At 67.2% G+C, this 24,755-nt stretch carries 19 protein-coding genes and 1 pseudogene; 15 read left to right on the forward strand and 5 right to left on the reverse strand.

From position 1 onward, the window contains the following. Positions 1-5: 5 nt before the first annotated feature. The 8 genes from F9Z44_RS08975 to F9Z44_RS09010 all read left to right on the forward strand — a co-directional run bounded on the left by F9Z44_RS08975 (position 6) and on the right by F9Z44_RS09010 (position 7,310). Complete coding sequence (locus F9Z44_RS08975) at positions 6-740, forward strand: amino acid ABC transporter ATP-binding protein (RefSeq protein ID WP_159605391.1); 735 nt, start codon at positions 6-8, stop codon at positions 738-740. 13 nt (positions 741-753) lie between these two features. Beyond that, positions 754-1,989, forward strand: coding sequence for a cysteine desulfurase-like protein (locus F9Z44_RS08980; RefSeq protein ID WP_159605393.1), 1,236 nt, complete (start codon positions 754-756; stop codon positions 1,987-1,989). Continuing rightward, entirely contained in the window at positions 1,986-3,515 is a 1,530-nt protein-coding gene (gene hydA, locus F9Z44_RS08985) for a dihydropyrimidinase (RefSeq protein ID WP_236574302.1), read from the forward strand. The genes F9Z44_RS08980 and hydA overlap by 4 nt, the downstream gene beginning before the upstream one ends. 41 nt (positions 3,516-3,556) lie before the next feature. Beyond that, positions 3,557-4,480 carry a MurR/RpiR family transcriptional regulator gene (locus tag F9Z44_RS08990; RefSeq protein ID WP_201450034.1) on the forward strand — a complete coding sequence of 308 codons (924 nt, stop codon included), beginning with the start codon at positions 3,557-3,559 and terminating at the stop codon, positions 4,478-4,480. Between the two features lie 7 nt (positions 4,481-4,487). Further along, on the forward strand, positions 4,488-5,003 hold the full coding sequence (locus F9Z44_RS08995; protein WP_159605395.1) for an ureidoglycolate lyase: 516 nt from the start codon (positions 4,488-4,490) through the stop codon (positions 5,001-5,003). A 109-nt stretch (positions 5,004-5,112) separates the two neighbouring features. Next, positions 5,113-6,345: an NF038122 family metalloprotease gene (locus tag F9Z44_RS22765; protein ID WP_201450035.1), complete on the forward strand. Its 1,233-nt coding sequence runs from the start codon at positions 5,113-5,115 to the stop codon at positions 6,343-6,345. A gap of 185 nt (positions 6,346-6,530) precedes the next feature. Next, on the forward strand, positions 6,531-6,734 hold the full coding sequence (locus tag F9Z44_RS09005) for a YjfB family protein (RefSeq protein ID WP_236574303.1): 204 nt from the start codon (positions 6,531-6,533) through the stop codon (positions 6,732-6,734). 24 nt (positions 6,735-6,758) lie between these two features. Further along, the gene (locus tag F9Z44_RS09010) at positions 6,759-7,310 is read left to right on the forward strand and encodes a hypothetical protein (protein WP_159605397.1); all 552 of its coding nucleotides are present in this window, start codon (positions 6,759-6,761) and stop codon (positions 7,308-7,310) included. On the opposite strand, the gene F9Z44_RS09015 is transcribed toward F9Z44_RS09010, so the two are convergent. Beyond that, complete coding sequence (locus tag F9Z44_RS09015; protein WP_159605399.1) at positions 7,303-8,241, reverse strand: LysR family transcriptional regulator; 939 nt, start codon at positions 8,239-8,241, stop codon at positions 7,303-7,305. The genes F9Z44_RS09010 and F9Z44_RS09015 overlap by 8 nt on opposite strands. A gap of 113 nt (positions 8,242-8,354) precedes the next feature. Here F9Z44_RS09015 and F9Z44_RS09020 point away from each other — a divergent pair, with 113 nt between their 5' ends. Genes F9Z44_RS09020 through F9Z44_RS09040 form a run of 5 tightly spaced genes read left to right on the forward strand, consistent with a single transcriptional unit; the run spans position 8,355 to position 13,934 of the window. Further along, positions 8,355-9,317, forward strand: a complete 963-nt coding sequence (locus F9Z44_RS09020) for a Bug family tripartite tricarboxylate transporter substrate binding protein (protein ID WP_159605401.1) — start codon at positions 8,355-8,357, stop codon at positions 9,315-9,317. Positions 9,318-9,355: 38 nt separating this feature from the next. Then, entirely contained in the window at positions 9,356-10,372 is a 1,017-nt protein-coding gene (locus F9Z44_RS09025; RefSeq protein WP_159605403.1) for a 4-hydroxythreonine-4-phosphate dehydrogenase PdxA, read from the forward strand. A 29-nt stretch (positions 10,373-10,401) separates the two neighbouring features. Further along, on the forward strand, positions 10,402-11,574 hold the full coding sequence (locus tag F9Z44_RS09030) for an L-rhamnonate dehydratase (RefSeq protein ID WP_159605405.1): 1,173 nt from the start codon (positions 10,402-10,404) through the stop codon (positions 11,572-11,574). Positions 11,575-11,581: 7 nt separating this feature from the next. Next, positions 11,582-12,499: a dihydrodipicolinate synthase family protein gene (locus F9Z44_RS09035; protein ID WP_159605407.1), complete on the forward strand. Its 918-nt coding sequence runs from the start codon at positions 11,582-11,584 to the stop codon at positions 12,497-12,499. A gap of 1 nt (position 12,500) precedes the next feature. Beyond that, complete coding sequence (locus F9Z44_RS09040) at positions 12,501-13,934, forward strand: aldehyde dehydrogenase family protein (RefSeq protein WP_159605409.1); 1,434 nt, start codon at positions 12,501-12,503, stop codon at positions 13,932-13,934. 27 nt (positions 13,935-13,961) lie between these two features. Here F9Z44_RS09040 and F9Z44_RS09045 read toward each other — a convergent pair whose 3' ends face one another. Next, positions 13,962-15,635, reverse strand: a complete 1,674-nt coding sequence (locus tag F9Z44_RS09045; protein WP_159605411.1) for an AMP-binding protein — start codon at positions 15,633-15,635, stop codon at positions 13,962-13,964. A 255-nt stretch (positions 15,636-15,890) separates the two neighbouring features. Between F9Z44_RS09045 and F9Z44_RS09050 the strand changes: the two genes are divergently transcribed. Both F9Z44_RS09050 and ltrA read left to right on the forward strand, forming a co-directional pair. After that, on the forward strand, positions 15,891-16,256 hold the full coding sequence (locus F9Z44_RS09050; protein WP_159605413.1) for an RNA recognition motif domain-containing protein: 366 nt from the start codon (positions 15,891-15,893) through the stop codon (positions 16,254-16,256). A gap of 483 nt (positions 16,257-16,739) precedes the next feature. Continuing rightward, positions 16,740-18,124: pseudogene (gene ltrA / locus F9Z44_RS09055) on the forward strand (group II intron reverse transcriptase/maturase). 122 nt (positions 18,125-18,246) lie between these two features. Here ltrA and F9Z44_RS09060 read toward each other — a convergent pair. The 3 genes from F9Z44_RS09060 to F9Z44_RS09070 all read right to left on the reverse strand — a co-directional run bounded on the left by F9Z44_RS09060 (position 18,247) and on the right by F9Z44_RS09070 (position 24,684). Continuing rightward, positions 18,247-21,174 (reverse strand): toll/interleukin-1 receptor domain-containing protein, encoded by a 2,928-nt coding sequence (locus F9Z44_RS09060; RefSeq protein ID WP_159605415.1) that lies wholly within the window; start codon positions 21,172-21,174, stop codon positions 18,247-18,249. A gap of 82 nt (positions 21,175-21,256) precedes the next feature. Continuing rightward, positions 21,257-23,809, reverse strand: a complete 2,553-nt coding sequence (locus tag F9Z44_RS09065) for an ATP-binding cassette domain-containing protein (RefSeq protein ID WP_159605417.1) — start codon at positions 23,807-23,809, stop codon at positions 21,257-21,259. Continuing rightward, positions 23,806-24,684 (reverse strand): branched-chain amino acid ABC transporter permease, encoded by an 879-nt coding sequence (locus tag F9Z44_RS09070; RefSeq protein ID WP_159605419.1) that lies wholly within the window; start codon positions 24,682-24,684, stop codon positions 23,806-23,808. Before F9Z44_RS09070 ends, F9Z44_RS09065 begins: the two co-directional genes overlap by 4 nt. Positions 24,685-24,755: the final 71 nt, after the last annotated feature.

Below are 24,755 nucleotides of genomic sequence, written 5' to 3' on the forward strand. Positions count from 1 at the left end.
CATTCATGGCCGCACTGATCCAGATCCGGGGCTTGCGCAAGTCCTACGGCAGCTTCGAAGCCCTCAAGGGCATCGACCTCGACATCGAGCTCGGCGAAGTGGTCGTGGTCATCGGGCCCTCGGGTTCGGGCAAGTCCACCCTCATCCGCTGCCTCAACCTGCTGGAGGACTACCAGTACGGCGACGTGACCGTGGACGGCGAGAAGGTGCTGCGCGGCAAAGGCCTGGCCAAGGTGCGCGCAGAGGTGGGCATGGTGTTCCAGAGCTTCAACCTGTTCCCCCACCTCAGCGCGCTGGCCAATGTGGCGCTGGGCCCGTTGCGCGTTCGTGGACTGCTCAAGAAGGACGCCGAAGAGCGCGCCCGCGGCCTGCTGGCCAAGGTCGGCCTGGCCGAACACGCGCACAAGTTTCCCGGCCAGCTCTCGGGCGGCCAGCAGCAGCGCGTGGCCATTGCGCGTGCGCTGGCCATGGAGCCCAAGGTGCTGCTGTTCGACGAGCCGACCTCGGCGCTCGACCCCGAGATGGTGGGCGAGGTGCTCGACGTGATGCAGGACCTGGCGCGCACCGGCGTGACCATGGTGGTGGTCACGCACGAAATGGGCTTTGCCCGCCGTGTGGCCGACCGCGTGATCTTCATGGAGGCCGGCGCCGTTGTGGAGCAGGCGCCGCCCGACGTGTTTTTTGATGCACCGCGCGAACCGCGCACCCAGGCCTTTCTGCAGGCCATCCTTTCACACTGAACAAGCCTTTCCCATGTCCTTGAACGCTCTCAACCTCGACCTGATCCGCGCCGAATTCCCCGCGCTGCAAGACGGCTGCGTCTACCTCGACAACGCCGGTGGCTCGCAGGTGCTCCAGCGCGTGGCCGACCGCGTGAGCAACTACCTGCTCACCAGCGCCGTGCAGCTGGGCGCCAGTTACGCGCAGAGCCAGGCCGCCGGCGAGCGTGTGCTGGCCGCGCGCCGCGCGGTGGCCGAGCTGATCAATGCCCCGGCGGACGACGAGGTGGTGATGGGCAGCGCCACCACCTCGCTCATGTTCCTCTTCACCCAGGCCCTGCTGCCGGGTGTGAAACCCGGCGACGAAATCATCGTCACCAACACCGACCACGAGGCCAACATCGGCTGCTGGATGCGCCTGCGCAGCGCCGGCGCGGTGGTGAAGGTGTGGGAGGTGAATCACCAGACGCTGGAGCTCGACCTGGCCGACCTCGACCGTCTGCTGTCGCCGAAAACCACCTGGGTGGCCATGACCCACGCCTCCAACATCCTGGGCACGGTGAACCCGGTGGCCGAGGTGGCGAAACGCGTGCACGCGGTGGGCGGGCGACTGTGCGTGGACGCGGTGGCCTACGCGCCGCACCGCCTGGTGGATGTGCAGGCCAGCGGGGCCGACGCCTACGTGTTCAGCTTCTACAAGGTGTTCGGTCCGCACTACGCGGTGATGTGGATCCAGCGCGACCTGCTGCTGGGCCTGCCCAGCTTGAACCATTATTTCATCGGCACCGACGTGGTGCCTTACAAGCTGCAACCGGGCAACGTGAACTACGAGCTCTCCTACGGCTGCATGGGTATCAACGACTACCTGGTGCATGTGGGCAACACGCTGGGTGCAACGGGCAGCGACCGGCAGAAGATGCAGGCCGCTTTCGACGCGTTCGAGGCGCACGAGAACCTGCTGGCCGAGCGCCTGCTGAGCTACTTGCGCAGCAAGAAGTCGGTGCGCGTGATCGGCCACACGGGCGCCACCGATGGCACCCGTGTGCCCACCATCGCCTTCATGGCGGGCGAGCAGCCGTCGGAGGCCATCGTGCGCCATGTGGACCAGCACGGCATCGGCATCCGCTTCGGCGACTTCTACGCCAAACGCCTGATCGAAACCCTGGGCCTGCACGCACAGGGCGGTGTGGTGCGCGTGTCCATCGCCCACTACAACACCGTGGGTGAGATCGACCGGCTGATCACGCACCTGGACGAGGTGGTGAAGTGACCCCCAGACCCTACGCCTGCGTCGACCCGGCCTGCAACGACGCCGCCCACGGCCACGCCCAGCCACCCAGCGTGGCGGCCGTGGCCACCTCCGCCAAGGCCACGCTCGCCCACGGCAGTCCGGTGCTGATCCGCGGCGGGCGCGTGATCACCGCCACCGACGACTACGTGGCCGACGTGCTGCTGCGGGGCGGCGTGATCGACACCATCGGCCAACACATCGCCGTGGGGTCTGACGTGGCTGTGATCGACGCCACCGGCCTCTATGTGTTGCCCGGCGGTGTGGACACACACGTGCACATGGAAAACGTGATCGGCCCCACCATCACCTGCGACACCTTTGCCAGCGGCACCAAGGCGGCGGCCTTTGGCGGCACCACCACGGTGGTGGACTTCGCGCTGCAGAACGCCACCGACTCGCCCCTGGGTGCGATCGAGCGCGCGCAGCGCAGCGCCGACCCGCAGGTGAACGTGGACTACAGCCTGCACGTGATCGTGACCCGCGTGGACGACCAGGTGCTGCACGACGTGCGCCACGCCATGCGCCACGAAGGCGTGACCAGCTTCAAGATGTTCATGGCCTACCCCGGCGTGATGATGGCCGACGACGCCGCCATCTTCCGCATGCTGCGCCAGGTGGGTGCCGAGGGCGGCATGGTGGCGCTGCACGCCGAAAACGGCACCGTGATCGACCTCCTGATCAAGGAAGCGCTGGAGGCCGGCCACACCTCGCCGCGCTACCACGCGCTCACGCGCCCGGCCATCCTGGAAGGCGAGGCCACGCACCGCGGCATCCGCCTGGCCGAGCTGGCCGAAGCACCCATCTACTTCGTGCACGTGTCGAGCAACCAGGCGCTCAAGCACATCGTCACCGCGCGGGCCGAGGGCATTCCGGTGTTCGCCGAAACCTGCCCGCACTACCTGCTGTTCGACGACACCGTTTACAACAACGACGACTTCGCCACCGCGAAATACGTCATGACGCCGCCGCTGCGCACGCCCGACGACCAGAAGCACCTGTGGCGCGCGCTGCGCTACGACGACCTGCAGGTGATCGCCACCGACCACTGCCCCTTCTGCATGAAAGAAGGCCACCTGGGCTACCAGCTGCAGAAGATGCGCGGCAAAGACGACTTCTCGCTCATCCCCAACGGCGCGCCCGGCATCGAGACGCGGCTGGTGAGCCTGTTCGACATCGGCGTGATGCGCGGCAAGCTCTCGCTCAACCGCTTCGTGGAACTGACCTCCACCACACCGGCCAAACTCTTCGGCCTGTTTCCGAAGAAGGGCACCATTGCCGTGGGCAGCGACGCCGACGTGGTGCTCTTCAACCCGGCGGTGAGCCAGACCATCACCGCGAGTGAACTGCACAGCAACGTCGATTACACGCTGCTTGAAGGCCGTACATTGCAGGGGCGCGTTGAAAAGGTGTTCCTGCGTGGCCAGCTGATCGTCGACGGCCAGCAATGGCACGGCCGCGAAGGCATGGGACGCTTTGTGCCGCGCGGGGAGGTCCGCGCTTTCTGAGGGCGGGCCATCCCCCCAACACCCAACTCCCAACACACGGCATGGACATGGCGACCAAGGCGAGCGCAAGAGCCCCCAAACCCACCAACCTCGACGAGCTGCGCGAACTGATCGCACGCGAGAGCGAACGCCTCACCCCACGCATGCGCGACGCCGCCCGCCATGCGCTCGAACACCCCAACGACGTGGCCCTGAGCCCCATTGCCAGCGTGGCCGCCGCTGCCGGCATGGCGCCCTCGGCCTTCGTGCGCATGGCCAAGGCGCTGGGCTTTGATGGTTACTCCGACCTGCAGCGCCTGTTCATCGCGCCGCTGCAGGACGCGGTGAAGCCCACCTTTCGCGAACGCATTCGTCACTACGGCGGCGAGCAGGCGCTGGACAACCCGGCTGACCCGGCCGAAGTGCTGCACGCCTTCAGCCAGGCCAACATCGTCTCGCTCGAACACCTGGCGGCCGATGCCGGTGCGCTGCCCTTGAAGCAGGCCATCGATCTGATCCAGAGCGCGCGCATGGTGTACGTGGTGGGCCTGCGCCGTTCCTACGCTGTGGCCGCCTACCTGGCTTATGCGCTCAACCGCGTGGGCCAGCCCGCGGTGCAGCTCAACGGACTGGGCGGCGCCATCGGCGAGCAGGCGTTTGGCGCCAACGCACAAGACCTGTTGATCGCCATCAGCTTCCCGCCCTACGCGGGCGACACCCTGGCCGTGTGCGAGCAGGTGCGCCAGCAAGGCGCCAGACGCCTGGCCATCACCAACGCCTTTTTGAGCCCCATCGCCAAAGATGCCGACCTGACGCTGGAAGTGAACGACGCCGAACTGCTGGGTTTTCGGTCGCTCACCTCGGCCCTGTGCCTGGCGCAGACCCTGGCCATGGGTCTGGCGTTCAGCAAGCGCACGCAGCGCGCCAGACGCGCTGGTGGCAAAGGCAAGCCGTCCGCGCCCGACCTGCAAGGCATCGACTGCTGAGAACTCCATGACAGCACCCGGAACCCGCCTGACCATCGAACCCCTCACCGCCGAGGCCTTCCGCGCTTTTGGCGACGTGATCGAAGCCAGCGATGCGGCACGCCACTTCACCATCAACCAGGGCTTCGCCGAGCGCTACCACGACCTCGCCCGGATCGACACCGCAGGCGGGGGCGGCCACAGCGTGGTGAGCATCTTCAAGGCCCTGCCCCGAACCTTCCCCTTGGCCATCACCCTGATGGAACGCCACCCGCTGGGCAGCCAGGCTTTTGTGGCCCTGGCGCCCATGCCGTTTCTGGTGGTGGTGGCCAGGCCGGGCGCAGCGCCCGGTCCGCAAGACATCCGCTGTTTTCTGGCGGCGGCCGGTCAGGGCGTGAACTACGCACGCGGCACGTGGCACCACCCGTTGATTGCGCTGGATGCGCCGGGAGATTTTCTGGTGATCGACCGGGGTGGCGTGGCCGACGGCGGGAACTGCGACGAGATCGCGTTGCCCGAGGGCGCGCTCTGGCTGGAGCGCTGAGGCCTACTGACTTGATGTCGAGATTCCTTACAGGGTGTCACGTCAGTTGAAGCCCGATGTTTGATTCCGTTTGGTTATTTTGAATGGCATGTAAATTGCCTTTGGTGATTTGATCGACAACCCCCATGGGCAGCGACGCTTGACAAGTGGGACGCTCATTCACAAATCAGGTCTCAACGGAGTCCCCATGGCAGAAGCAAGCAGATTGAACGCGCGCGTCCACGCAATTCGCGGCGCCAAGCACGCCGCAGCGGGGCTGGTTGTGGCGCTGGCCACGCTCTTTGGTGCGGGCCATGCACAGGCTGGCCTGGTGATCAACTTCACCAGTTCTACCGGCAATGCGCAGATCGATGGTCTGTTCGCGCAGGCCGGTGCCTTGTGGTCGGGGTTGTTCGACGACAACGTGACCCTGAACATCCAGGTCGCGTGGGAGGACATGGGGGCTCGCGTTCTCGGCAGTGCCGGGTCTTACATGCAGAGCTACTCTTACACCGACGTCCGGTCGGCCATGCTCATGGACGCCACATCGGCCAACGATGCCATCGCCACGTCCAACCTGCAGGCGGGCGCTGCATTGGATCTGCTGATCAACCGCACGTCCGACAGCCCGTTCGGACCGGCAAGCGCCATACCGTACCTTGACAACGACGGGAGCCTCAACAACACAACCATATCGATGACCAATGCCAACGCCAAGGCACTGGGGCTGTTGTCAGGCACCAATGCCGCCCTGGATGCGTTCATCACCTTCAATTCAAACCCGCTGGCGAACTTCGATCTCGATCCACTGGACGGAATCACGCCGTTTTTCTTTGACCTTCTCGGCGTGGCCGCCCACGAGATCGGCCACATGCTCGGCTTTGTCAGCGGCGTGGACGATCTGGACTACAACCCTGGCTTCAGCGCCGACGACTACCCGTTTGTGAACACACTCGATTTGTTCCGGTACTCCACCGACAGCGCTGGCCTCAACGCGATCGACTGGACCGCCGACGCCTGGGACAAATACTTTTCAATTGACGGTGGAGCCACGCCTTTGGCGCAGTTCTCCACGGGAACCGTGTTTGGAGACGGCCGCCAAGCCAGCCACTGGAAAGACGACTTCGACGAATCCAAGGGCTATGACGCCCACTACGGATTTGATGACTTCAACATCGGCCTCATGGACCCTACGGCACCTTATGGGCCGGCAGCACCGGTCATCACCGCGCTCGACATCCTTGCATTTGATGTGATTGGCTGGGATCTGAGGAGCAGCGAAGTCCCCGAACCCGGTTCTCTCGCTCTCCTGGCCATGGGACTGGCCGGCCTCGCTGCCATGCGCAGGCGCAAACAAGCCTGACCCACCCCTGCGCGGCAGAACACCCGGCTCGACGGGTCTTGCCCGGGGCTTGCCCGATCCCGACCCTGCCGGTTGAAGCGCTCGCCGGCACAAGACACATTGCCGACCCAGGATGGCTTGCACTGGCATCAAGATCCCCCCGCGCCGACCGATACAGGAGATATCTCCATCCACCAGGAACCACCGTGGACGTATCTCCCGTTGAAATCGTTGGCGCTTATGTGGCCAACAAACAGGCCGGCGCGGCCCAGGAAGTGCAGCTGGCCGTGCTCAAGAAGGCCATGGACATGCAGGGTGCAGGCGCCATCTCGCTGCTGAACAGCCTCACCGGCAACCTGCCGCTGGCCACCAGTGGCAGCGTGGGCACGCAGCTCAACCTGCTGGCTTGACGTTTCCCAGCTGGACACGCTGCCATGAACGCCGAGCCACACGACGGAAACACCAAACCGCAGGGCAACGGGCCTGCGGTGCAGATCGACCTGGAGAGCGCGTGCCAGCCGGTGCCGCGCCTGCTGTTCGTGGAGGCCGCGCGCCGCGCCTTGAAACTCATGGGCAACAAGCTGCAGACCGACCGGGCGGCGCTGGAGCCGTACCCGGTGATCCCCGGCATCGAGGACCTGCCTTCGCTGGAGCTGGGCATGCAGTACCTGCAGCACCAGTTCGTGGCGGCGGGCCAGCCCAAGGCGGTGGCCATGGCGGCGGCGCTGCGCTTCGTGGCGGTCATGTTCACGCGCCGCTACCAGTACAACTTTCAGGACCTGCGGGTCGGCCACGACAGCGGCACGTTGTTCTGGGCGCCCAGCGGCCCCATGCTGGCGGCGGCGGCCAACATCCCGCTGCAGCTGTGGGCCATCGACTGCCCGCGCTTCAACGAAGAAGAACTCATCCAGGCCTCGCACGCGATCCACCGCAACTTCGACCACTTTGACGAGGGTGCGTTGATCTACATCGAGCGCTTCATCTGACGCCACCCGACTGCGCGGGCAGCAGCAGGGACAGCAGGTGCGCCAGCGGTGGGCTGGGTGGTCGGCCTCGGGCCGTGAGGCAGCCGAACACACCCAGCTGCTGGCGCACCGCGTAGCGGATGCAGGCCAGCATGCCGTGTGACTCGTAGCGCGCCGCCACCTCGGCCGGGATCACCGCGATCATGTCCGAGCGCACCAGCAGGTTCATGGTGGTGAGGATGGACGAGGTCTCGATCAGGCCGCGCGGCAGGCGGGCCTTGTGGCGGCGGAACTCCTGCTCCAGCACCTCGCGCATGGGGCTGCCGCGCGGCTGCAATATCCATGGGTGCTCCAGCAGATCGGCAAAGGCAACGCGGGGCTTGTGCGCCAGCGGGTGGGTCGGGCCGGTCACCACGCTCAGCGCCTCGTCGGCCACGGGTTTGAACTCCATGTCGTCCAGGGCGCCTTCGGGCACACGGCCGATCACCAGGTCGAGGTCGCCCCGGCGCAGGGCATCGGTCAGCCGGTCGCTGGTGTCCACCATGATCTCGATGGCCAGCTGAGGGTAGGTCTCGCGCAGCCGCAGCAACGACTCCGACAGCAGCTCGGGTGAGGCGGCCATGATGCTGCCGATGAACAGCTTGCCGCTGCCGCCCTGCTCGATGCCCTGAAGTTCGCGCGTCAGCGCATCCAGGCTGCCCTGCAGCCCCTGAAAGTAGCCCAGCGTGCAGCGGCCCGACTCGGTGAGCTTCAGGCCCCGCCCCGCGCGCTCGAACAGCGCATGCCCGAGCGCGTTCTCCAACTCGTGCAGCATCTTGGTGGCGGCCGGCTGGGTCATGCCGAGCTCGGCCGCGGCCGCGCGCAGCGTGCCGCTTTTGCCGATGGCCAGCAGCAGCGCCACCTGGCGCATGCGCATGCGGTTCAGCAGCTGTGGGGTGGGGGATGTGCTCATGCCGGAATGATAACCAAGGGTTATCAATGCTTTCCAAACTTTCAATATACGTGAATCAATTGAAATCCTACTATCCGTCCGCTGCCAATCACTTTCACAGACAGGAGACAACGATGAAGACATTGACTTGGGCACTGGGCGCGCTGGTGCTGTGCACGACGGCCGGCCTCGCCACGGCACAAGACTGGCCGCGCCAGAACGTGAAGATCCTGGTGGGCTCCTCGCCCGGCGGCGGCACCGACGCCATGGCCCGCGCCATCGCCGACCGGCTCGGCCCGCTGCTCAAGCAGGCCGTGGTGGTGGAAAACCGTGCCGGTGCGTCCAACACCCTGGCCGCCGACCTCACCGCCAAGTCCACCGACGGCCACACGATGATCATGGGCGTGTCCACCGCGCACGCCATCGCGCCCCACCTGCTCAAGCTCAACTACAACAACGACAAGGACCTGGTGCCCGTGGCTTTTGTGGGCTCGGTGCCCAACGTGCTGGTGGCCAACATGGCCCTGCCCGTGACCAGCGTGGACGACCTGGTCAAGCTCGCCAGGAGCCGACCCGGACAGCTCAACTACGCCACCAGCGGCTCGGGCAGCACGCAGCACATCGCGGCCGAGATGTTCAAGGACGTGACGGGCCTCTTCATCACCCACATCCCCTACCGTGGCAGCTCGCCCGCGCTGGTCGACCTGATGGGTGGGGCCGTGCAGATCAGCTTTGACACCATGCCCTCGGTGATCGGCCACGTGCGCAACGGCAAGATCCGACCCCTGGCGGTGGCCGCGGCCAAACGCAACCCGCAAATGCCCGACGTGCCCACCATGGCCGAAGCGGGTGTGAAGGGTGTGGAGATGAGCGCCTGGTACGGCATCTACATGCCGGCATCCACGCCCAGGGACGTCATCACCCGGGTGAACGCCGAGGTCAACAAGGTGATCGCCATGCCCGAGACGCAGGCCCGCCTCTCGGCCATCGGTGCCGACCTGACCCCCATGACGCCCGAAGCTTTTCTGGCCTTTCACAACGCCGAGAACAAGCGCTACAGCGACCTGATCCGCCGCAAGAACATCAAGCTCGAATGAGCGTGAACCGCTGATACCCCGAGCCCCGAGGAGACCCTGTGAATCCGACCGAACTTCCCGTCGTTGCCCTGACCCTGGGCGACCCCGCCGGCATTGGCCCCGAGCTGATCGCCCGCCTGCTGGGCCAGACCGACGCCACCGAGCACGCCAACCTGGTGCTGGTGGGTGACCCCTGGCTGTGGGCCGCGGGCCAGCAGGTGGCCGATGTGCCGGTGGCCACCACGCCGGTGCGCAGCTTTGCCGAGGTGCGCGGCCGCGCCGATGCAAGCACACCCGCCTGGCTGGCCATGGACACGGTGGTGCCCGAGCAGGTGCAGCGCGGCCAGGCCCAGGCGGCGGGCGGTGCCTCGGTGTTGCGGGTGCTCAACGCCTGCATGGACGCGGCCCTGCGGCGTGAGGTGGATGCGATCTGCTTCGCGCCGCTCAACAAGTTCGCCATGAAACAGGGCGGCCTGAAGCATGAGGACGAACTGCACCACTTTGCCGAGTACCTCGGCGTGCAGGGCTACTTCTGCGAGTTCAACACACTGGGTGAACTGTGGACCTCGCGCGTGTCCTCGCACATCCCGCTCAAGGACGCGGCCAGCTTTCTCAGCAAGGACCGCATCAAGGACGCCGCGCGCCTGATCTACCGCTCGCTGCAGGCGGCGGGCTTCGCCCAGCCCAAGGTGGCGGTGGCGGCCTTCAACCCGCACGGCGGCGACGGCGGGACCTGCGGGCGGGAAGAGGTCGAGATCATCGAGCCGGCGGTGCGCGAGCTCGCGACCGAGGGCATCGCGGTGGGCGGCCCGTTCCCGGCCGACACCATCTTTCTGAAGGCGCGCGACGGTGAATACCAGGCCATCGTGACCATGTACCACGACCAGGGCCAGATCGCGATCAAGCTGATGGGCTTCTCCAAGGGCGTCACGGTGCAGGGTGGTCTGCCGGTGCCCATCACCACGCCGGCCCACGGCACCGCCTACGACATCGCAGGCCTCGGCCGCGCCGATGTGAACGCCACCTACAACGCCTTGCGCATCGCCGCCCGCATGGGCGCCGCGCGCCTGGCCTGAACCCTTTCATCCCCCAAGAAATCACTGCCATGAAGATCAAATCCGTCCGCGCCCGTGTGTTCGAGTGGAAAGGCAAAACCGTTCCGCCCCAGGGCAACTTCTGCTCCAACGCCATGGACCTGCTGTACTCGAAGTCCGAGACCATGAGCACCTTCCGCTTCCATTCATGGACGGTGGTGGAGATCGAGACCGACACCGGCATCGTCGGCCTGGGCAACGTGGCGCTCGCGCCCAAGATCGCCAAGGCCATCATCGACGAGTACCTCACGCCGCTGGTGCTGGGCCAGGACCCGTGGGACTACGAATACCTGTTCCAGCGCATGTACCGCGGCACGCACGCCTGGGGCCGCAAGGGCGTGACCATGGCGGCGATCTCGGCCATTGATCTCGCGATCTGGGACATCCTGGGCAAGAGCGTCGACAAGCCAGTGTTCAAGCTGCTGGGCGGGCGCACCAAGGAAAAGATTCCCTGCTACTACTCCAAGCTCTACCGCACCGACCTCAAGGCCATGCAGGAAGAGGCACAGACCTACAAGGACCAGGGCTTCAAGGCCTTCAAGATGCGCTTTGGCTACGGCCCGGGCCACGGCCAGCAGGGCGTGGTGGAGAACCTGAAATCGGTGGAAGCGGTGCGCGAGGTGATCGGCTACGAAAACGATTTGATGCTCGAGTGCTACATGGGCTGGAACCTGGAGTACGCCAAGCGCATCCTGCCCAAGCTGGTGAAGTACGAGCCGCGCTGGCTGGAAGAGCCGGTGATCGCCGACGACATCGACGGCTACGCCGAACTCAACCAGCTCACCGACATCCCGATCTCCGGCGGCGAGCACGAGTTCAGCCTGTACGGCTTCAAGCAGCTGCTCGACAAGAAGGCGGTGAGCGTGGTGCAGTACGACACCAACCGCGTGGGCGGCATCACCGCGGCGCACAAGATCAACGCGCTGTGCGAGGCCTACAGCGTGCCGGTGATCCCGCACGCCGGCCAGATGCACAACTACCACCTGACCATGAGCACGCTGGCCTCGCCCATGAGCGAGTACTTCCCGATGTTCGATGTGGAGGTCGGCAACGAGTTGTTCTATTACATCTTCGACGGCGAGCCGGTGGCGGAGAACGGTTTCCTGGATCTGCGCGACGACGTGCCCGGCCTGGGCCTCACGCTCAAGACCGAGTTCCTCGACCAGTTCAACATCATTGGTTGAGCGCGCGATGAACCGACGCTACCAGGGCGTGTTTCCGGTGGTGCCCACCACCTTCCACGAGGACGGCTCGCTCGATCTGGAGAGCCAGAAGCGCTGCCTCGATTTCATGATCGACGCCGGCTCCAACGGCCTGTGCATCCTGGCCAACTTCTCCGAGCAGTTTTCGCTGTCGGACGCCGAGCGCGAAACGCTCACCCGCGTGGCGCTGGAGCACGTGGCGGGCCGCGTGCCGGTGATCGTGACCACCACCCACTACGGCACGGCGGTCTGCGCCGAGCGCAGCCGGCGCGCGCAAGAGCAGGGTGCCGCCATGGTGATGGTGATGCCGCCCTACCACGGCGCCACCTTCCGCGTGCCCGAGGCGCAGATCTTCGAGTTCTACGCGCGGCTGTCTGACGCCATCGACATTCCCATCATGGTGCAGGACGCGCCCGCCAGCGGCACGGTGCTCTCGGCGCCCTTTCTCGCGCGCATGGCAAAGGAGATCGAGCACCTGGCCTACTTCAAGATCGAGACCGCCGGCGCGGCCAGCAAACTGCGCGAGCTGATCCGCCTGGGCGGCGACGCGATCGAAGGCCCGTGGGACGGCGAAGAGGCCATCACCCTGCTGGCCGATCTGGACGCCGGTGCCACCGGCGCCATGACCGGCGGCGCGTTTCCCGACGGCATCCGCACCATCATCGACCCCTACCTCGCTGGCGACCGCGAGGCCGCGGTGGCGGCGTATGCGAAGTGGTTGCCGCTGATCAACTGCGAGAACCGCCAGGGCGGCATCCTCAGCGCCAAGGCCCTCATGAAAGCCGGCGGCGTGATCGCCTGCGAGGCCTCGCGCCACCCCTTCCCGCCCATGCACCCCGAGGTGCGCGCGGGTCTGCTCGACGCCGCGAAACGCCTCGATCCCCTCGTGCTGCGCTGGGGCCATTGAGATGGTGCACCTCAATTTCATCGCGGGCGAGTGGCTCGCGGGCACCGGCGCGGCACCCAACATCAACCCCTCGGATCTGTCCGACGTGGTGGGCGAGTACGCGCTGGGCGACGCAGCCCAGGTGGACGCTGCGGTGGCCGCCGCGCGCGCCGCGTTTCCGGCCTGGTCCACATCCGGCATCCAGGCCCGCAGCGACGCGATTGAGCGCATCGGCAGCGAGATCCTGGCGCGCCGCGAGGAGCTGGGCAACCTGCTGGCGCGCGAGGAGGGCAAGACCCTGCCCGAAGCGATCGGCGAGGCCACGCGCGCCGGCCACATCTTCAAGTTTTTCGCGGGCGAATGCCTGCGCCTGGCGGGCGAACTGCTGCCCTCGGTGCGCCCGGGCATCGGCGTGGAGATCACGCGCGAGCCGCTGGGCGTCATCGGTTTGATCACGCCCTGGAATTTCCCCATCGCCATTCCGGCCTGGAAGATCGCGCCGGCCCTGGCTTACGGCAACTGCGTGGTCATCAAGCCGGCCGACCTGGTGCCCGGCAGCGCCTGGGCGCTGGCCGACATCATCAGCCGCGCCGGCCTGCCCGCCGGCGTGTTCAACCTCGTCATGGGGCAGGGCCGCACGGTGGGCGAGGCGCTGGTGAACCACCCCGGGGTGGATGCCATCAGCTTCACCGGCTCGCAGGGCGTGGGCCAGCGCATCGGCCAGGCCTGCATGGCGCAGCACAAGAAGGTGCAGCTGGAGATGGGCGGCAAGAACCCGCAGGTGGTGCTGGACGACGCCGACCTCAAGACGGCGGTGGAGCTGTGCACCCAGAGCGCCTTCTTCTCCACCGGGCAGCGCTGCACCGCGTCGAGCCGCCTCATCGTCACCGAGGGCATCTACCCGGCCTTCATCGCCGCTCTGCAGGCGCGCGTGTCGGCGCTGCGGGTGGACGACGCGCGCAAGCCCGGCACCGAGATCGGCCCGGTGGTGAGCCAGGCGCAACTCGGGCAGGACTTGAGCTACGTGCAGATCGCCCGGGACGAAGGCGCCACGCTGCTGTGTGGCGGCCAGCGCCTGCAGCGCGACACCGAGGGCTTCTACATGGCCCCGGCGCTCATCACCGACAGCACACCCGCCATGCGCATCAACCGCGAGGAGGTGTTCGGTCTGGTGGCCAGCGTGATCCGCGTGAAGGACTACGACGAGGCGCTGATGGTGGCCAACGACACGCCCTTCGGCCTGTCGGCCGGCATCGCCACCACGAGCCTCAAGCACGCCACGCATTTCAAACGCCACGCGCAGGCGGGCATGGTGATGGTGAACCTGCCCACGGCGGGCGTGGATTACCACGTGCCCTTTGGAGGCAGAAAAGGCAGCAGTTACGGGCCGCGCGAGCAGGGGCACCATGCGGCCGAGTTCTTCACCACGGTGAAAACGGCCTACACGCTGGCCTGAGCGGGCTCGCCCGCCGAGGGCGAACGCTCAGGCCCAGATGACCGCTTGCGGCTGCTCGTACCACTGCGGCAGGTGGGGTGCCATGCTGGCCTCGATGCGGCTGCGCTTGATTTTCATGGTGGGCGTGAGGCAGCCGTTCTCGATGCTCCAGGGCTCGCTCGCCACCGCCAGGAACTGCAGTTGCTCGTGGCTGGCGAGCTGCGCATTCACCTGGTTCAGCAGATCGGTCAGTGCAGTCTGCACCTGGTCCCGCACGACCGCATCGGTCAGGCGTGGGCGCAGGGCCTCGTCGAGCAGGAGCACCGCGTACGGCGTGGCCTGCCCCACACCGGAGACCAGGGCCAGCTCCACCATGGGATGTGCATTGATCAGGTTCTCGATCGGCACGGGCGCGATGTACTTGCCCTTGGCGGTCTTGAAGAGTTCCTTCTTGCGCCCGGTGATGCGCAAGACACCGGTTTCGTTGAGCACGCCCAGGTCGCCGGTGCGAAAGAAGCCGTCGTCGGTGAATGCCTCGGCATTGAGCTCGGGCTGCCTGTAATAGCCCGCCATGCGCCCGGGCGACTTCACGAGGATCTCGCCGTCGTCGGCCAGGCGCGCCTGCACGCCGGGGTAGGGCTTGCCCACATGGCCGGGCAGCGAGGCCTCGCCATCACCACCGTGCGAATAGGCGAAGTCTTCGGTCATGCCGTAGCCCTCGAACAGGTTCAGCCCCAGGCGCCTGTACCAGACCAGAAGCTCTGCGGGCAAGGGCGCCGAGCCGCTGCCGGCGCTCTTCACCTGGTCCAGCCCCAGGCTGGTCAGCACTTTCGCACCGACCGCAGCCGCGGTGGCCGGGTCGTCGAGCAGGGCGTCGAGCTGCTGCGCCGGCATTTTGGCCAGCACGCCTTGCTGGAACTTGGTCCACAGCCGTGGCACCGAGATGAACAGGGTGGGCCGCGCGCGCTGCAGGTCTTCCATGAAGGTGGCCGCGGTGTCGGTGAAGAACACCCGCATGTCCCCGCGCACGAAGGCCTGGCACTCCACCCAGGCGCGTTCGAAGCAGTGCGCCAGTGGCAGGTAGGACAGCACGCGCAGCTCCATGCCCTCGGGGAATCGATGTCGCATTTCTTCGACGATGCACTCCGTGGCCGCGCTCACGCTGCCAAAGGTCTGCATCACGCCCTTGGGTTGGCCGGTGGAGCCCGAGGTGTAGAGCAGCAGGGCCAGGTCGTCGGCGGCGCGGGCAGGCTCGCCGGCCAGCGGCGCGGTGCGCGCCACGATGTCGTCCCAGGCCTCGAACCCGGTGTCGGGCGCCAGCGGCAGGGCAATGCAGGGCAGTGATGGCGGCACGCCAGACGCCTGCCTGGACCAGTCGTCGAGCTTGCCCACGAACAGCAGGCGGGCTTCGCAGTGGTCGAGCACGTAGCGGATGTTGTGTGCCGACTCGGTGGGAAAGATCGCCACCGTGGTGCCGCCAGCCATCCACACGGCCAGATCGACCATGAAAAAATGGGCGCTGTTCTTGGCCAGCATCGCAATGCGCGCACCAGGCTCGAAGCCCTGGGCCCGCAGGTGGGCGGCCATGCGCCGTGCCTGGTCCATCACCTGGCCCCAGGTGAAGCTGACCACCTCACCCCGGCCCATGGGCTGCGTCAGGAAAGTTTGATCCCGTCGCAGGCGTTCGTGTTCATAGGCGTGTTCCAGAATCAGCTTGGCCATGGCGCGTCTCCGTGTGGGGGGGCGGGACGAACCCGCCCCGTGCGCATTGGGCCTTTTCGAGGCGGGCGGCGCATGGGGGTTTGTCCTGTGGTGGGGATCCGTCACCACAAGGCGCATAATCCACGCGTTCGGCTGTGTATCGGTCGTTCAAGCTAGGTGATCGGTCAGTTTCGCGCGCTACGGCGGTACTTCTTGGATTTGTTGTGCTTTCGGGACCCCATCGCTTGTGTGTTATGTGTTTTTTGAGGAGTCCCCATGGGCAATAAACTTTACGTCGGCAACCTGCCGTACACCGTCCGCGACGAAGACCTGCAACAGTCTTTCAGCGAATTCGGCTCTGTCAACAGCGCCAAAGTCATGATGGAGCGCGACACCGGCCGCTCCAAAGGTTTCGGTTTTGTCGAGATGGGCAATGACGCAGAAGCGCAAGCCGCCATTTCCGGCATGAACGGCCAGTCGCTCGGCGGCCGCAGCATCACCGTGAACGAAGCCCGTCCGATGGAGGCACGTCCTCCCCGCACCGGCGGCTACGGCGGCGGTGGTGGTGGCTACGGTGGTGGCGACCGCTCCGGCGGTGGCGGCTACGGTGGTGGTGGTGGCGGCGGACGCGGCGGCTACTAAGCCCTGCGCTGCTTCAGCCCCGCGCTGAGCAAAGCCCAAAAGGCCTCGGAACTCCGGTTCCGGGGCCTTTTTCTTTGGTGCGCCCAGCATGGGCGCCCACCTGCGGGTGCAAGTCCCGCTGCGAGCTGGTCACAGTGAGCAAAGTGAAGCGCAACTGCGTGAGGGCGACCGAGCGTGGGAAGGAAGCGTGGAGCGTAAAGCGCGAGCCGATGAACAAGAACCGCATAGAAGGCGTTGCCGAGCAGGGCGAGTGGGCCAGAAACCACGAAGCTCTTGTGACCAAAGGCGAGGCGACGTAGATGCGGCGGTTGTGCGCTGAAGGTGTGCGTTCTTACCTGGGGAGATCTCGCCTTGTTTCTGAAAGGAAGACGGCTCTGCCGGAGCGAGAAGTCAGCATAGGTCGTAGTAGCTGGCGCCGGGGCCGATGAGGCCAGAAGGCAAGAGCGAAGGACCGAACGAGAGTGAGTGAGCGAGGACAAGGAGATGTCAAAGGCCATGCGTCAGATGCTGGAGCGATCCGGGCGGGTGGGCGTAGCGTACGGTGAAGCCGTGCGCGATCTCATCAGCGACGAAGCCTGCGGCCCGCTCCTTGAGCACCCGCACACAGGGTCGGCACAGCCGAAGGCGGGCACTGGTGGCCTGCTGGAAGTGGCGCTGACGAGACAGAACCTGCAAGCCGCCTGGAAGCGGGTCAGGGCCAACAAGGGTGCCGCCGGGGGGACGGGCTCGACATCGAGCAAACCGCCCAGCTGATCCGCCAGCACTGGCCCGACATCCGCCAAGAGCTGCTGGCAGGGCACTACCGGCCCAGCCCGGTACGCAAGGTGATGATTCCCAAGCCGGATGGAAGCCAGCGCGAGCTGGGCATCCCCACGGTGCTGGACCGACTGATCCAGCAGGCACTGCTGCAAGTGCTGCAACCCCTGATCGACCCCACCTTCAGCGATCACAGCCATGGGTTTCGTCCGGGCAGGCGGGCGCACGATGCGGTCAAGGCCGCGCGGGCGTACGTGCAAACGGGCAAGCGCGTGGTGGTGGACGTGGACCTGACGAAGTTCTTCGACCGGGTCAACCACGACATCCTGATCGATCGAGTGAGAAAGCGCATCGACGATGCTGGAGTGATCCGGCTGGTTCGGGCCTATCTGAACGCTGGGATCATGGATGGCGGGGTGGTGGTTGATCGCCACCTGGGCACGCCGCAAGGTGGGCCCCTCTCGCCACTGCTGGCCAACGTGCTGCTTGACGATGTGGACAAGGCGCTGGAGGCCCGGGGCTACAGCTTCGCGCGCTACGCCGACGACTGCAACGTCTACGTGGGCAGCAGACGAGCCGGGGAGCGGGTGATGGCCTATCTCCGGGAGCTGTACACCGGTTTGAGGCTTCAGATCAACGAAGCCAAGAGCGCGGTGGCCAGCGCCTTCGGGCGCAAGTTCCTGGGGTATGCGTTGTGGGTGAGCAAGGGAGGAGAAGTCAAATGTGCAGTCGCAAAGAAGGCACTGGAGACCTTCAAGGCCCGGGTGCGGCAGCTCACACGCCGCTCGGGCGGGCGCAGCATGGGCGAGGTGGTGGAGAAGTTGCGGCCCTATCTGCTGGGCTGGAAGGCGTACTTCGAGATGGCGCAAACGCCCAAAGTCTGGCGAGAGCTGGATGAGTGGCTGCGCCACCGGCTGCGGGCCATCCAGCTCAAGCACTGGAAGCGGCCGCGGCCGATCTACCGGGAGCTCAAGGCGCTTGGGGCGAGGGAAAACGTGGCGCTACAAGTGGCTGGCAACAGCCGCCGCTGGTGGCGCAACAGTGACCGGCTGCTCAAGACCGTACTCACCATTGCGTACTTCGACCGATTGGGAATGCCAAGGCTGTCCTGACCTCAAGCTCTCGAACCGCCCGGTGCGGACCCGCACGCCGGGTGGTGTGGCAGGGGTGCCTCCGAATATGGAGGCCCCCTATGCCGATTGTGCTCCAGCTCGGTAGATGGGCCGGCGCCTGGTCAAGCCGGCAGCAGCATGCCGCGCAGCCAGCGCCAGAAGCGCTGCGTTGTGCTGGTCTGCGTCTGGCAGGCGTCGGGTGCCGAATCGTCTCGCAGATAGCGGTCTCGTTCTGCGCTGCTCAAAGGCCGCATGGCCAGCCGGCAGGCGGTCATTCGCCAGGTGGTGGGATCGAGCGGCCACTGCACTGCGGTTTCGTCGTCGACCAGGACCATTCGTGCACCGGTGGTGCTGAACCGCAGTGAGCCCACCGGCCCGGGCGGGCCCGCCACCACCGGCCCCAGCGCTTCGCCCTGGCGCAGATCCCACACGCCCAACCCGCCCTCAAGATCGCCGGACGCCAGCAGGCGACCGTCCGCGTTGAACGCCAGCGTGGTGATGAAGCTCGCATGCCCGCTCTGGGTCTGGCGCGTCGCATCGGACAGGGATACACCCCACTCGATGCGGGCCAGCGCGCAGGGCCGATCGGCACCACCGGCATCGGCATAGCGTTGGCAGCGTGCCACCGCGAAATGGCCGGCGTTGGCCGAGAGTTGCAGCGCGGTGGGCTCCTGGATCCCGGACGCCAGCACCAGGGGTTGCGTGGCCGGTGCGTCTGGCCGCCAGAGCAGGACGCGGGCATCGCTGCAGTCGCGCCAGCGCACCGGCGTGCAAACCGATGCCGCCAGTGCCTTTCCATCGGCGCTCAACGCAACCTGCAGCGCCGCAGCCGGCTCGTTGAAAGTGGCGATGCGGTTCAGTTGCCCTTGGGCAACCGACCAGACGGCGATGCGACCGGCACGGCAGGTGCCCGAGGGGCCGTCCACGTCAACACAGCCGCCCACGGCGAAGCGGCCGGCAGTGTCTGCCGACGCCATGGCGATCTGTGGGTCGAGCAGGGTCCGTTCCTTGCCGTGGAAGGCATCGACCTCGGCGAGTGCGGCACACAGTGTGTCCGGTTCCCGAAGGCGCCGGGCCAGGCCCATGAGCGGTGTCGGCACGGGCTCGCCGCCGCATGTGATGGCTGGCGCCGGAGCACCCGGCTTGGCCGACGGATCGGGTGGCACCTCCAACACCGAGCTGAAGCGATCGGTCTCGGCCAGCCGCTGCGGGTCCACCTGCCACAGCGAGAGCAGGCCGTCCTGGCTCAGCAGGGCCATCGAGCGGGCGTCGGCGGACAGCGCCATGCCCTGCACCCCGCCGCCCAGCACGGGGATGGGCCTGGGCTGGTCAACCACGCTCTCGCCGCGGCGCGCCTGCCAGAGCCGCAGCTCTCCGCCGCCACACCGCTGGTAGTCGTGGCGGGCGCAGCCGGCAGACAGCACCACCGGCACGCCGGGCAGCACCGCGATGGCGCTGATCCAGTCGGGCCAGGGCTCGGTGTAGCGGGCTGTGACGGCCGGTTCTTCGCTGGCGTCGATCACGCCCAGTTGCATGTCCTGGCACAGTCTGCCGCTGGCCATGGGTTGGCAAGCCCAGGCTGCGGCCACCCGGCTGTCCTGGCGAAAGGTGGCATCGTGCAACCAGCCCGGCTGCAGTTGCAGCTGCGCCACCCGGGTTCTGGATGGCCCTGGCCGCCAGAGCGTCAAGGTCGGGCCATCGCGGTTGTCGTCTACCGCGAGCTGCAGCCCACCGGGGGGCGGAGCCGAGGTTTTGGGTGCCGGGGTGGGCCAGAGCGCTTGGGGTGTCTGGTCTTCGGCAAGGCGCCGATCCGACGTCGCCACAAGCTCCGCAGGCGCGGCGCTGGCCGGCGAGGAGGCCGGCAATCGAAACACCTGAAGGCGGTGCAGTGCGCCGTCGGTGAAGCGTTCAACGGGGTGTCCGTCGGGCCCGACGCAGCACCCCAGCACCGCCAACTGGCGGTCGTCGGGTGAGAACTCGATCCTCTCCACCCAGGTGGGCACCGGTGCCGAAGCAAGCAGCACGGGCGGCGAGCTCTGCCAGATCTCGAGCCGCGCGCGACGGCAGTCGATCCCCTCGCCGTCGGTGCAGCGCACGGCAGCGAGGTGGCTGCCATCGGCTGTCGATGCCAGCGTGCCCCATTGAAAACGCCCGGGCAAAAAAGCGCGCACACCGCGTGCACGTTCCAGCACCGTCAGAAGTGTGTTGGAGGCTTCGTGGGTGGGTGAGACGGCGACCGCTTGCGCGGCCAGGAGCAGGCCCAGTGCGGGGTCGTTGTCCAGCAGTGCCGGTGCCACCGCCGCGAGCTGGCGCGACAGCGAATCCTGGCGGCGCAACTCGGCCAGCAGGAACTGCCAGGTGGCCACCAGCGCGCCGATGCTCACCAGCACGGCCGCCGTGGAGGCCAGCAGGGTGCGGCGTCGCTGGCGGCGCGTGGCGGCGCTTCGGCTGGCGACGATGAAGTCGCTGTGCGGCTGTGTCGGAGAAGGCTCCTTGTCGGCCGCGCTGGCCAGCCACTGCTCGGCCGCTGCCAGATCGGTCTTGACGAGCAGGTAGCTGTCGTCGCGGCCGCTGGCCTGCCATTCCAGGGCGCGTTGCAGCAGTCGCGTGTGGGTTTCCACCCAGGGCAGATCGGTGCGCACGGCCTGCGCGAGCAGGCGCACGGCGGCGTCAAAGGTGTCCTGGGGCCGGTTGAAGAAGATCCAGTTGAGCCGCCGCACAGCCTCGTGCACGTGGGGTCCGGAGAGTGCGGCGGCGTCGCAGTCGCGTGCCACCACCGGCAGCAGGCGCTTGTGGTGCTGCACCGCGTGGGTCACCTCGGCGTGACAAACCGGCGAGGCCAGCGAGTCGGGGCTGATCACGAAGACCATGGCATCGGCGCCTTCAATCGCCGCATGGATCTTGCGCAACCAGTCGTCGGCGGGCGGGATGCCTTCCCAGTCGACCCAGAGGTCAAACGCTTCTTTGACCAGTTCGCCGTGCAGGCGCCGGACGAACTCGGTGTCCCTGCGTGAGTAAGACAGGAAGAGCGTGGCCATGATGGCTGCCATTCAAGCGCCATCCGCGCAGAAGCGCAAGAGCCTTGCACACGGCCCGCCCATCAACTGACCCCCAGGGCGGCTCGTTCCACCGTCAGGGTGTGATGTCTGCCATCTCCTGCAACGCGGTGTGGGCCACGCCCGACTCACCCAGGTAGGCCTGCGCCAGTGCGCCGTCGGCCGCGATCTCGGCCGAGGTGCCTTGCGCTTTGATGCGACCTTCCTCCATCACGTAGGCGCGGTCGGCCAGGGCCAGCGCCAGGCCTGCCATCTGGTCCACCAGCAGCAGCGTCATGCCTTCCCGGCGCAGCGCATCGAGCGCGGCGAACAGCTCGGCAATCACCTTGGGCGCGAGACCCAGCGAAGGCTCGTCAAGCAGCAGGATGCGTGGGCGCGACATGAGCGCGCGCGCGATCGCCAGCATTTGCTGTTCGCCCCCCGAGAGCAGGCCGGCACGCTGGTGCAGGCGCTCGCGCAGGCGCGGAAAGCGCACCAGCTGTTCTTCGACCCGCGCCTCGCGCTCGTCGGTTTGCAGGAAGGCACCCAGGCGGATGTTGTCGAGCACGCTGAGCTCGGGAAACACCTGGCGGCCTTCGGGCACCAGCACCACGCCTTGGGCCACCACCTGCTCGGCGCCCATGTTCATGAGCTCGCGCCCTTCGAGGTGGATACCACCCTGGATGGGGCGGTGCAGACCCGCCAGCGCCTTCATGAGCGTGGACTTGCCCGCGCCATTGGCCCCCAGCAGCGCCACCACCTCGCCGCGCCTCACCTGCAGGTCGATGCCGTGCAGCACCGGCTCGGCGCCATAGCCGGCAACGAGTGAGCCCACGCCGAGCATCTCGGGTCGGTTGGCGGTGGTGTCGCGTGGTGCTGAAGCTTCGGTCTCCAGGGCCTCGCCCAGATAGGCCAGTTGCACCGCCGGGTCGGCTTGTACTGCAGCAGCGGTGCCCGCCGCCAGCCGCACCCCGGCATCGAGCACCACCACCTGGTGGCTGATGTCCATCACCAGGGTCATGTCGTGTTCGACCAGCAGCACGGTGAGGCCCGCGTCGGCGATGCGTTGCAGCAGCGTGCCCAGGCGCAGCTTGTCCTCGCGCGAGAGGCCGGCAGCGGGCTCGTCGAGCAGCAGGGCGTCGGGGTCGGTGGCGAGCGAACGCGCGATCTCCACCAGGCGGCGGTCCACGTGGGGCAGGTCGGCGGCGAGCGTGCCGGGGTGGCCGGTGTAGCCGCAAAAGGCCAACAGCTGGCGCGCTCGCTCGGTGAGTGCGGGGGCGTTGCGCCGCGCGCTGCCCAGCAGCGGGCCGAGCGTGCCGCGCTGCATGGCCAGCACCACGTTGTCCTGCACGCTGAGCGAGCCGAAGAGCTGTGACGTCTGGTAGGTGCGCGCCACGCCACGGCGCGAGATCTGCATGGCGTTCTGCCCCTGCAGCGCCTGGCCGCCGAGCGCGAAGCCGCCCGCCGTGGGCAGGTAGAAGCCGCCCAGCATGTTGAGCGCGGTGGACTTGCCTGCGCCGTTGGGACCGATCAGGCTGGTGACCTGGCCCGCGTGCGCGGTGAAGTGGAGGTCGGACACGGCGCGCACACCACCGAACTGCATGGTGATGCCCTGTGCGGCGATGGGCTGTCGCGCGCGGGCGGGCAGGGCCAGCGTGGCGGTGGCGGGTGCCGGGGCCGCGGCAGCAGGGCGGGGCAGCAGGCGGCGCACCAGGCCGGCCACGCCGTCGGGCGCGACCCACAGCACCAGCAGCAGCATGGCGCCGAAGAAGAGCAGGCGGTATTCCTCCAGACCCGACAGCAGCTCGGGCAGCAAGCCGACGATGATCGCGCCCACCAGGGGTCCGGCCACCGAGCCGGCGCCGCCGATCATGACCACCAGCACGAACAGGATGGACTGCACGAAGCCGAAGGTGTGCGGCGTGACAAAGCCCGAGAGCGGCGCAAACAAGGCGCCGGCTGCGGCAGCACACAAGGCCGAGACAGCGAACGCCACGGTCTTGATGGCCAGCGGGTTCAGGCCCACGGACTCGGCAGCGGTTTCGGCGTCGCGCACCGCGCGCATGGCCGCGCCCCAGGTGCCCCGCGAGAGCCACGCGTAGGCCGCCAGCGCCAGGGCTGCTGCGCCGATGGCCAGCAGCGCCATGGCGCGTTCGCCCTGGGCCAGGCTGCCCAGCGACGGCGCGGTGAGACCCATGATGCCGTTCTGCCCACCGGTGAGGCCGCTGGCCTCGACGATGCTGTGCTCCACGATCAGGCCGAACGCAATGGTGATCATGGCCAGGTACGGTCCCTTCACGCGCAAGGCCGGCAGCGCCACGAGCGCGCCGAACACACCGCCGATCAGCGCGGCGATCGGCCACACCAGCCAGAAGCTCAGGCCCGTCCTGGTGGTGAGGATGGCCATGGTGTAGGCCCCGATGGCGTAGAAGCCCACGTGGCCGAACGACACCTGACCGGTGATGCCGACCAACACGTTGAGACCCACGCCCACGATGGCGAGCAGGGCGACATTGGCCAGCACGAAGACCCAGTAGCCGTTGAGGGTGAGTGCGAGCGCGGCGCCCAGCGCGAGCACGGCGGCCACGGCTGCGATCTGCCAGCCGCTGCCCAGACCCAGTAGCGGTTTGGAAGGAGTCAGCAAGCTCATACCTTCTTCACCTCCGCGCGGCCAAACAGGCCGTTGGGTCGCCAGGCCAGTGCTGCGATGACCAGCGCGAAGGTGATGATCTGTGTGTAGCCCGAGCCCAGGGTGGCCGTGATCAGCGCCTCGACCACGCCGAACAAAAGCCCCGCGATCATCACGCCCCAGGCGCTGGTGATGCCGCCCAGGATAGCCACCGCAAAGGCCTTGAGGCCGAACAGCGTGCCCATGTCGGAATGCACGTTGAACAGCGGCGCGATCAGCACGCCGGCCACACCAGCGAACAAGGTGGACAGTGCAAACGCCACGGCCACCGCGCGCCGGATCGGAATGCCCATGAGCCGCGCGGCCGAGCGGTTCTGCACCACGGCCAGCATGGCGATGCCCCAGCGCGTGCGGGTTGACAGCGTGTGCAGCACGGCGGCCAGCGCCAGACCCACCACCGGAATCAGCAACTGCAGCGGGTAGACGCCGAGGTTGGTGCCGGCGATCTCCAGCGGCGCCTGCGCCAGCGGCGAGGGCAGGCTGCGCGGCTCCTTGCCGTAGGTGAACATGACCACGTTGTCCAGCACCATGCCCATGGCCACCGTGGCCATGAGCCAGGCATCGGAACCGCGGTTCACGAACGGCCGAACCGCTAGCGCCTCGACCAGCAGGCCGTAGAGCGCACACAGGGCCAGCGCCAGCACCACCGCGGCCCAGCCGGGCCAGCCAAAGGTCTGCGCGAAGGTGAAGGTCAACACCGCGCCGAGCATCATGGAGCTGCCCTGCGCGAAGTTGACCGTGCCCGAGACGGCGTAGGTCACGTAGAACCCCAGCGCCATCAATCCATACATGCTGCCCAGGCCGAGGCCGCTGACCAGCGCTGACAACTCCAACATTCAATGTCCTTGTGAAAAAGAGAAGGCCGGGCCAGCCGCCGGGCCGCCCCAAGGCAGGCCCAGCCCCCTTG

This window comes from Hydrogenophaga sp. PBL-H3, assembly GCF_010104355.1.
Taxonomy (GTDB): Bacteria; Pseudomonadota; Gammaproteobacteria; order Burkholderiales; family Burkholderiaceae_C; genus Hydrogenophaga.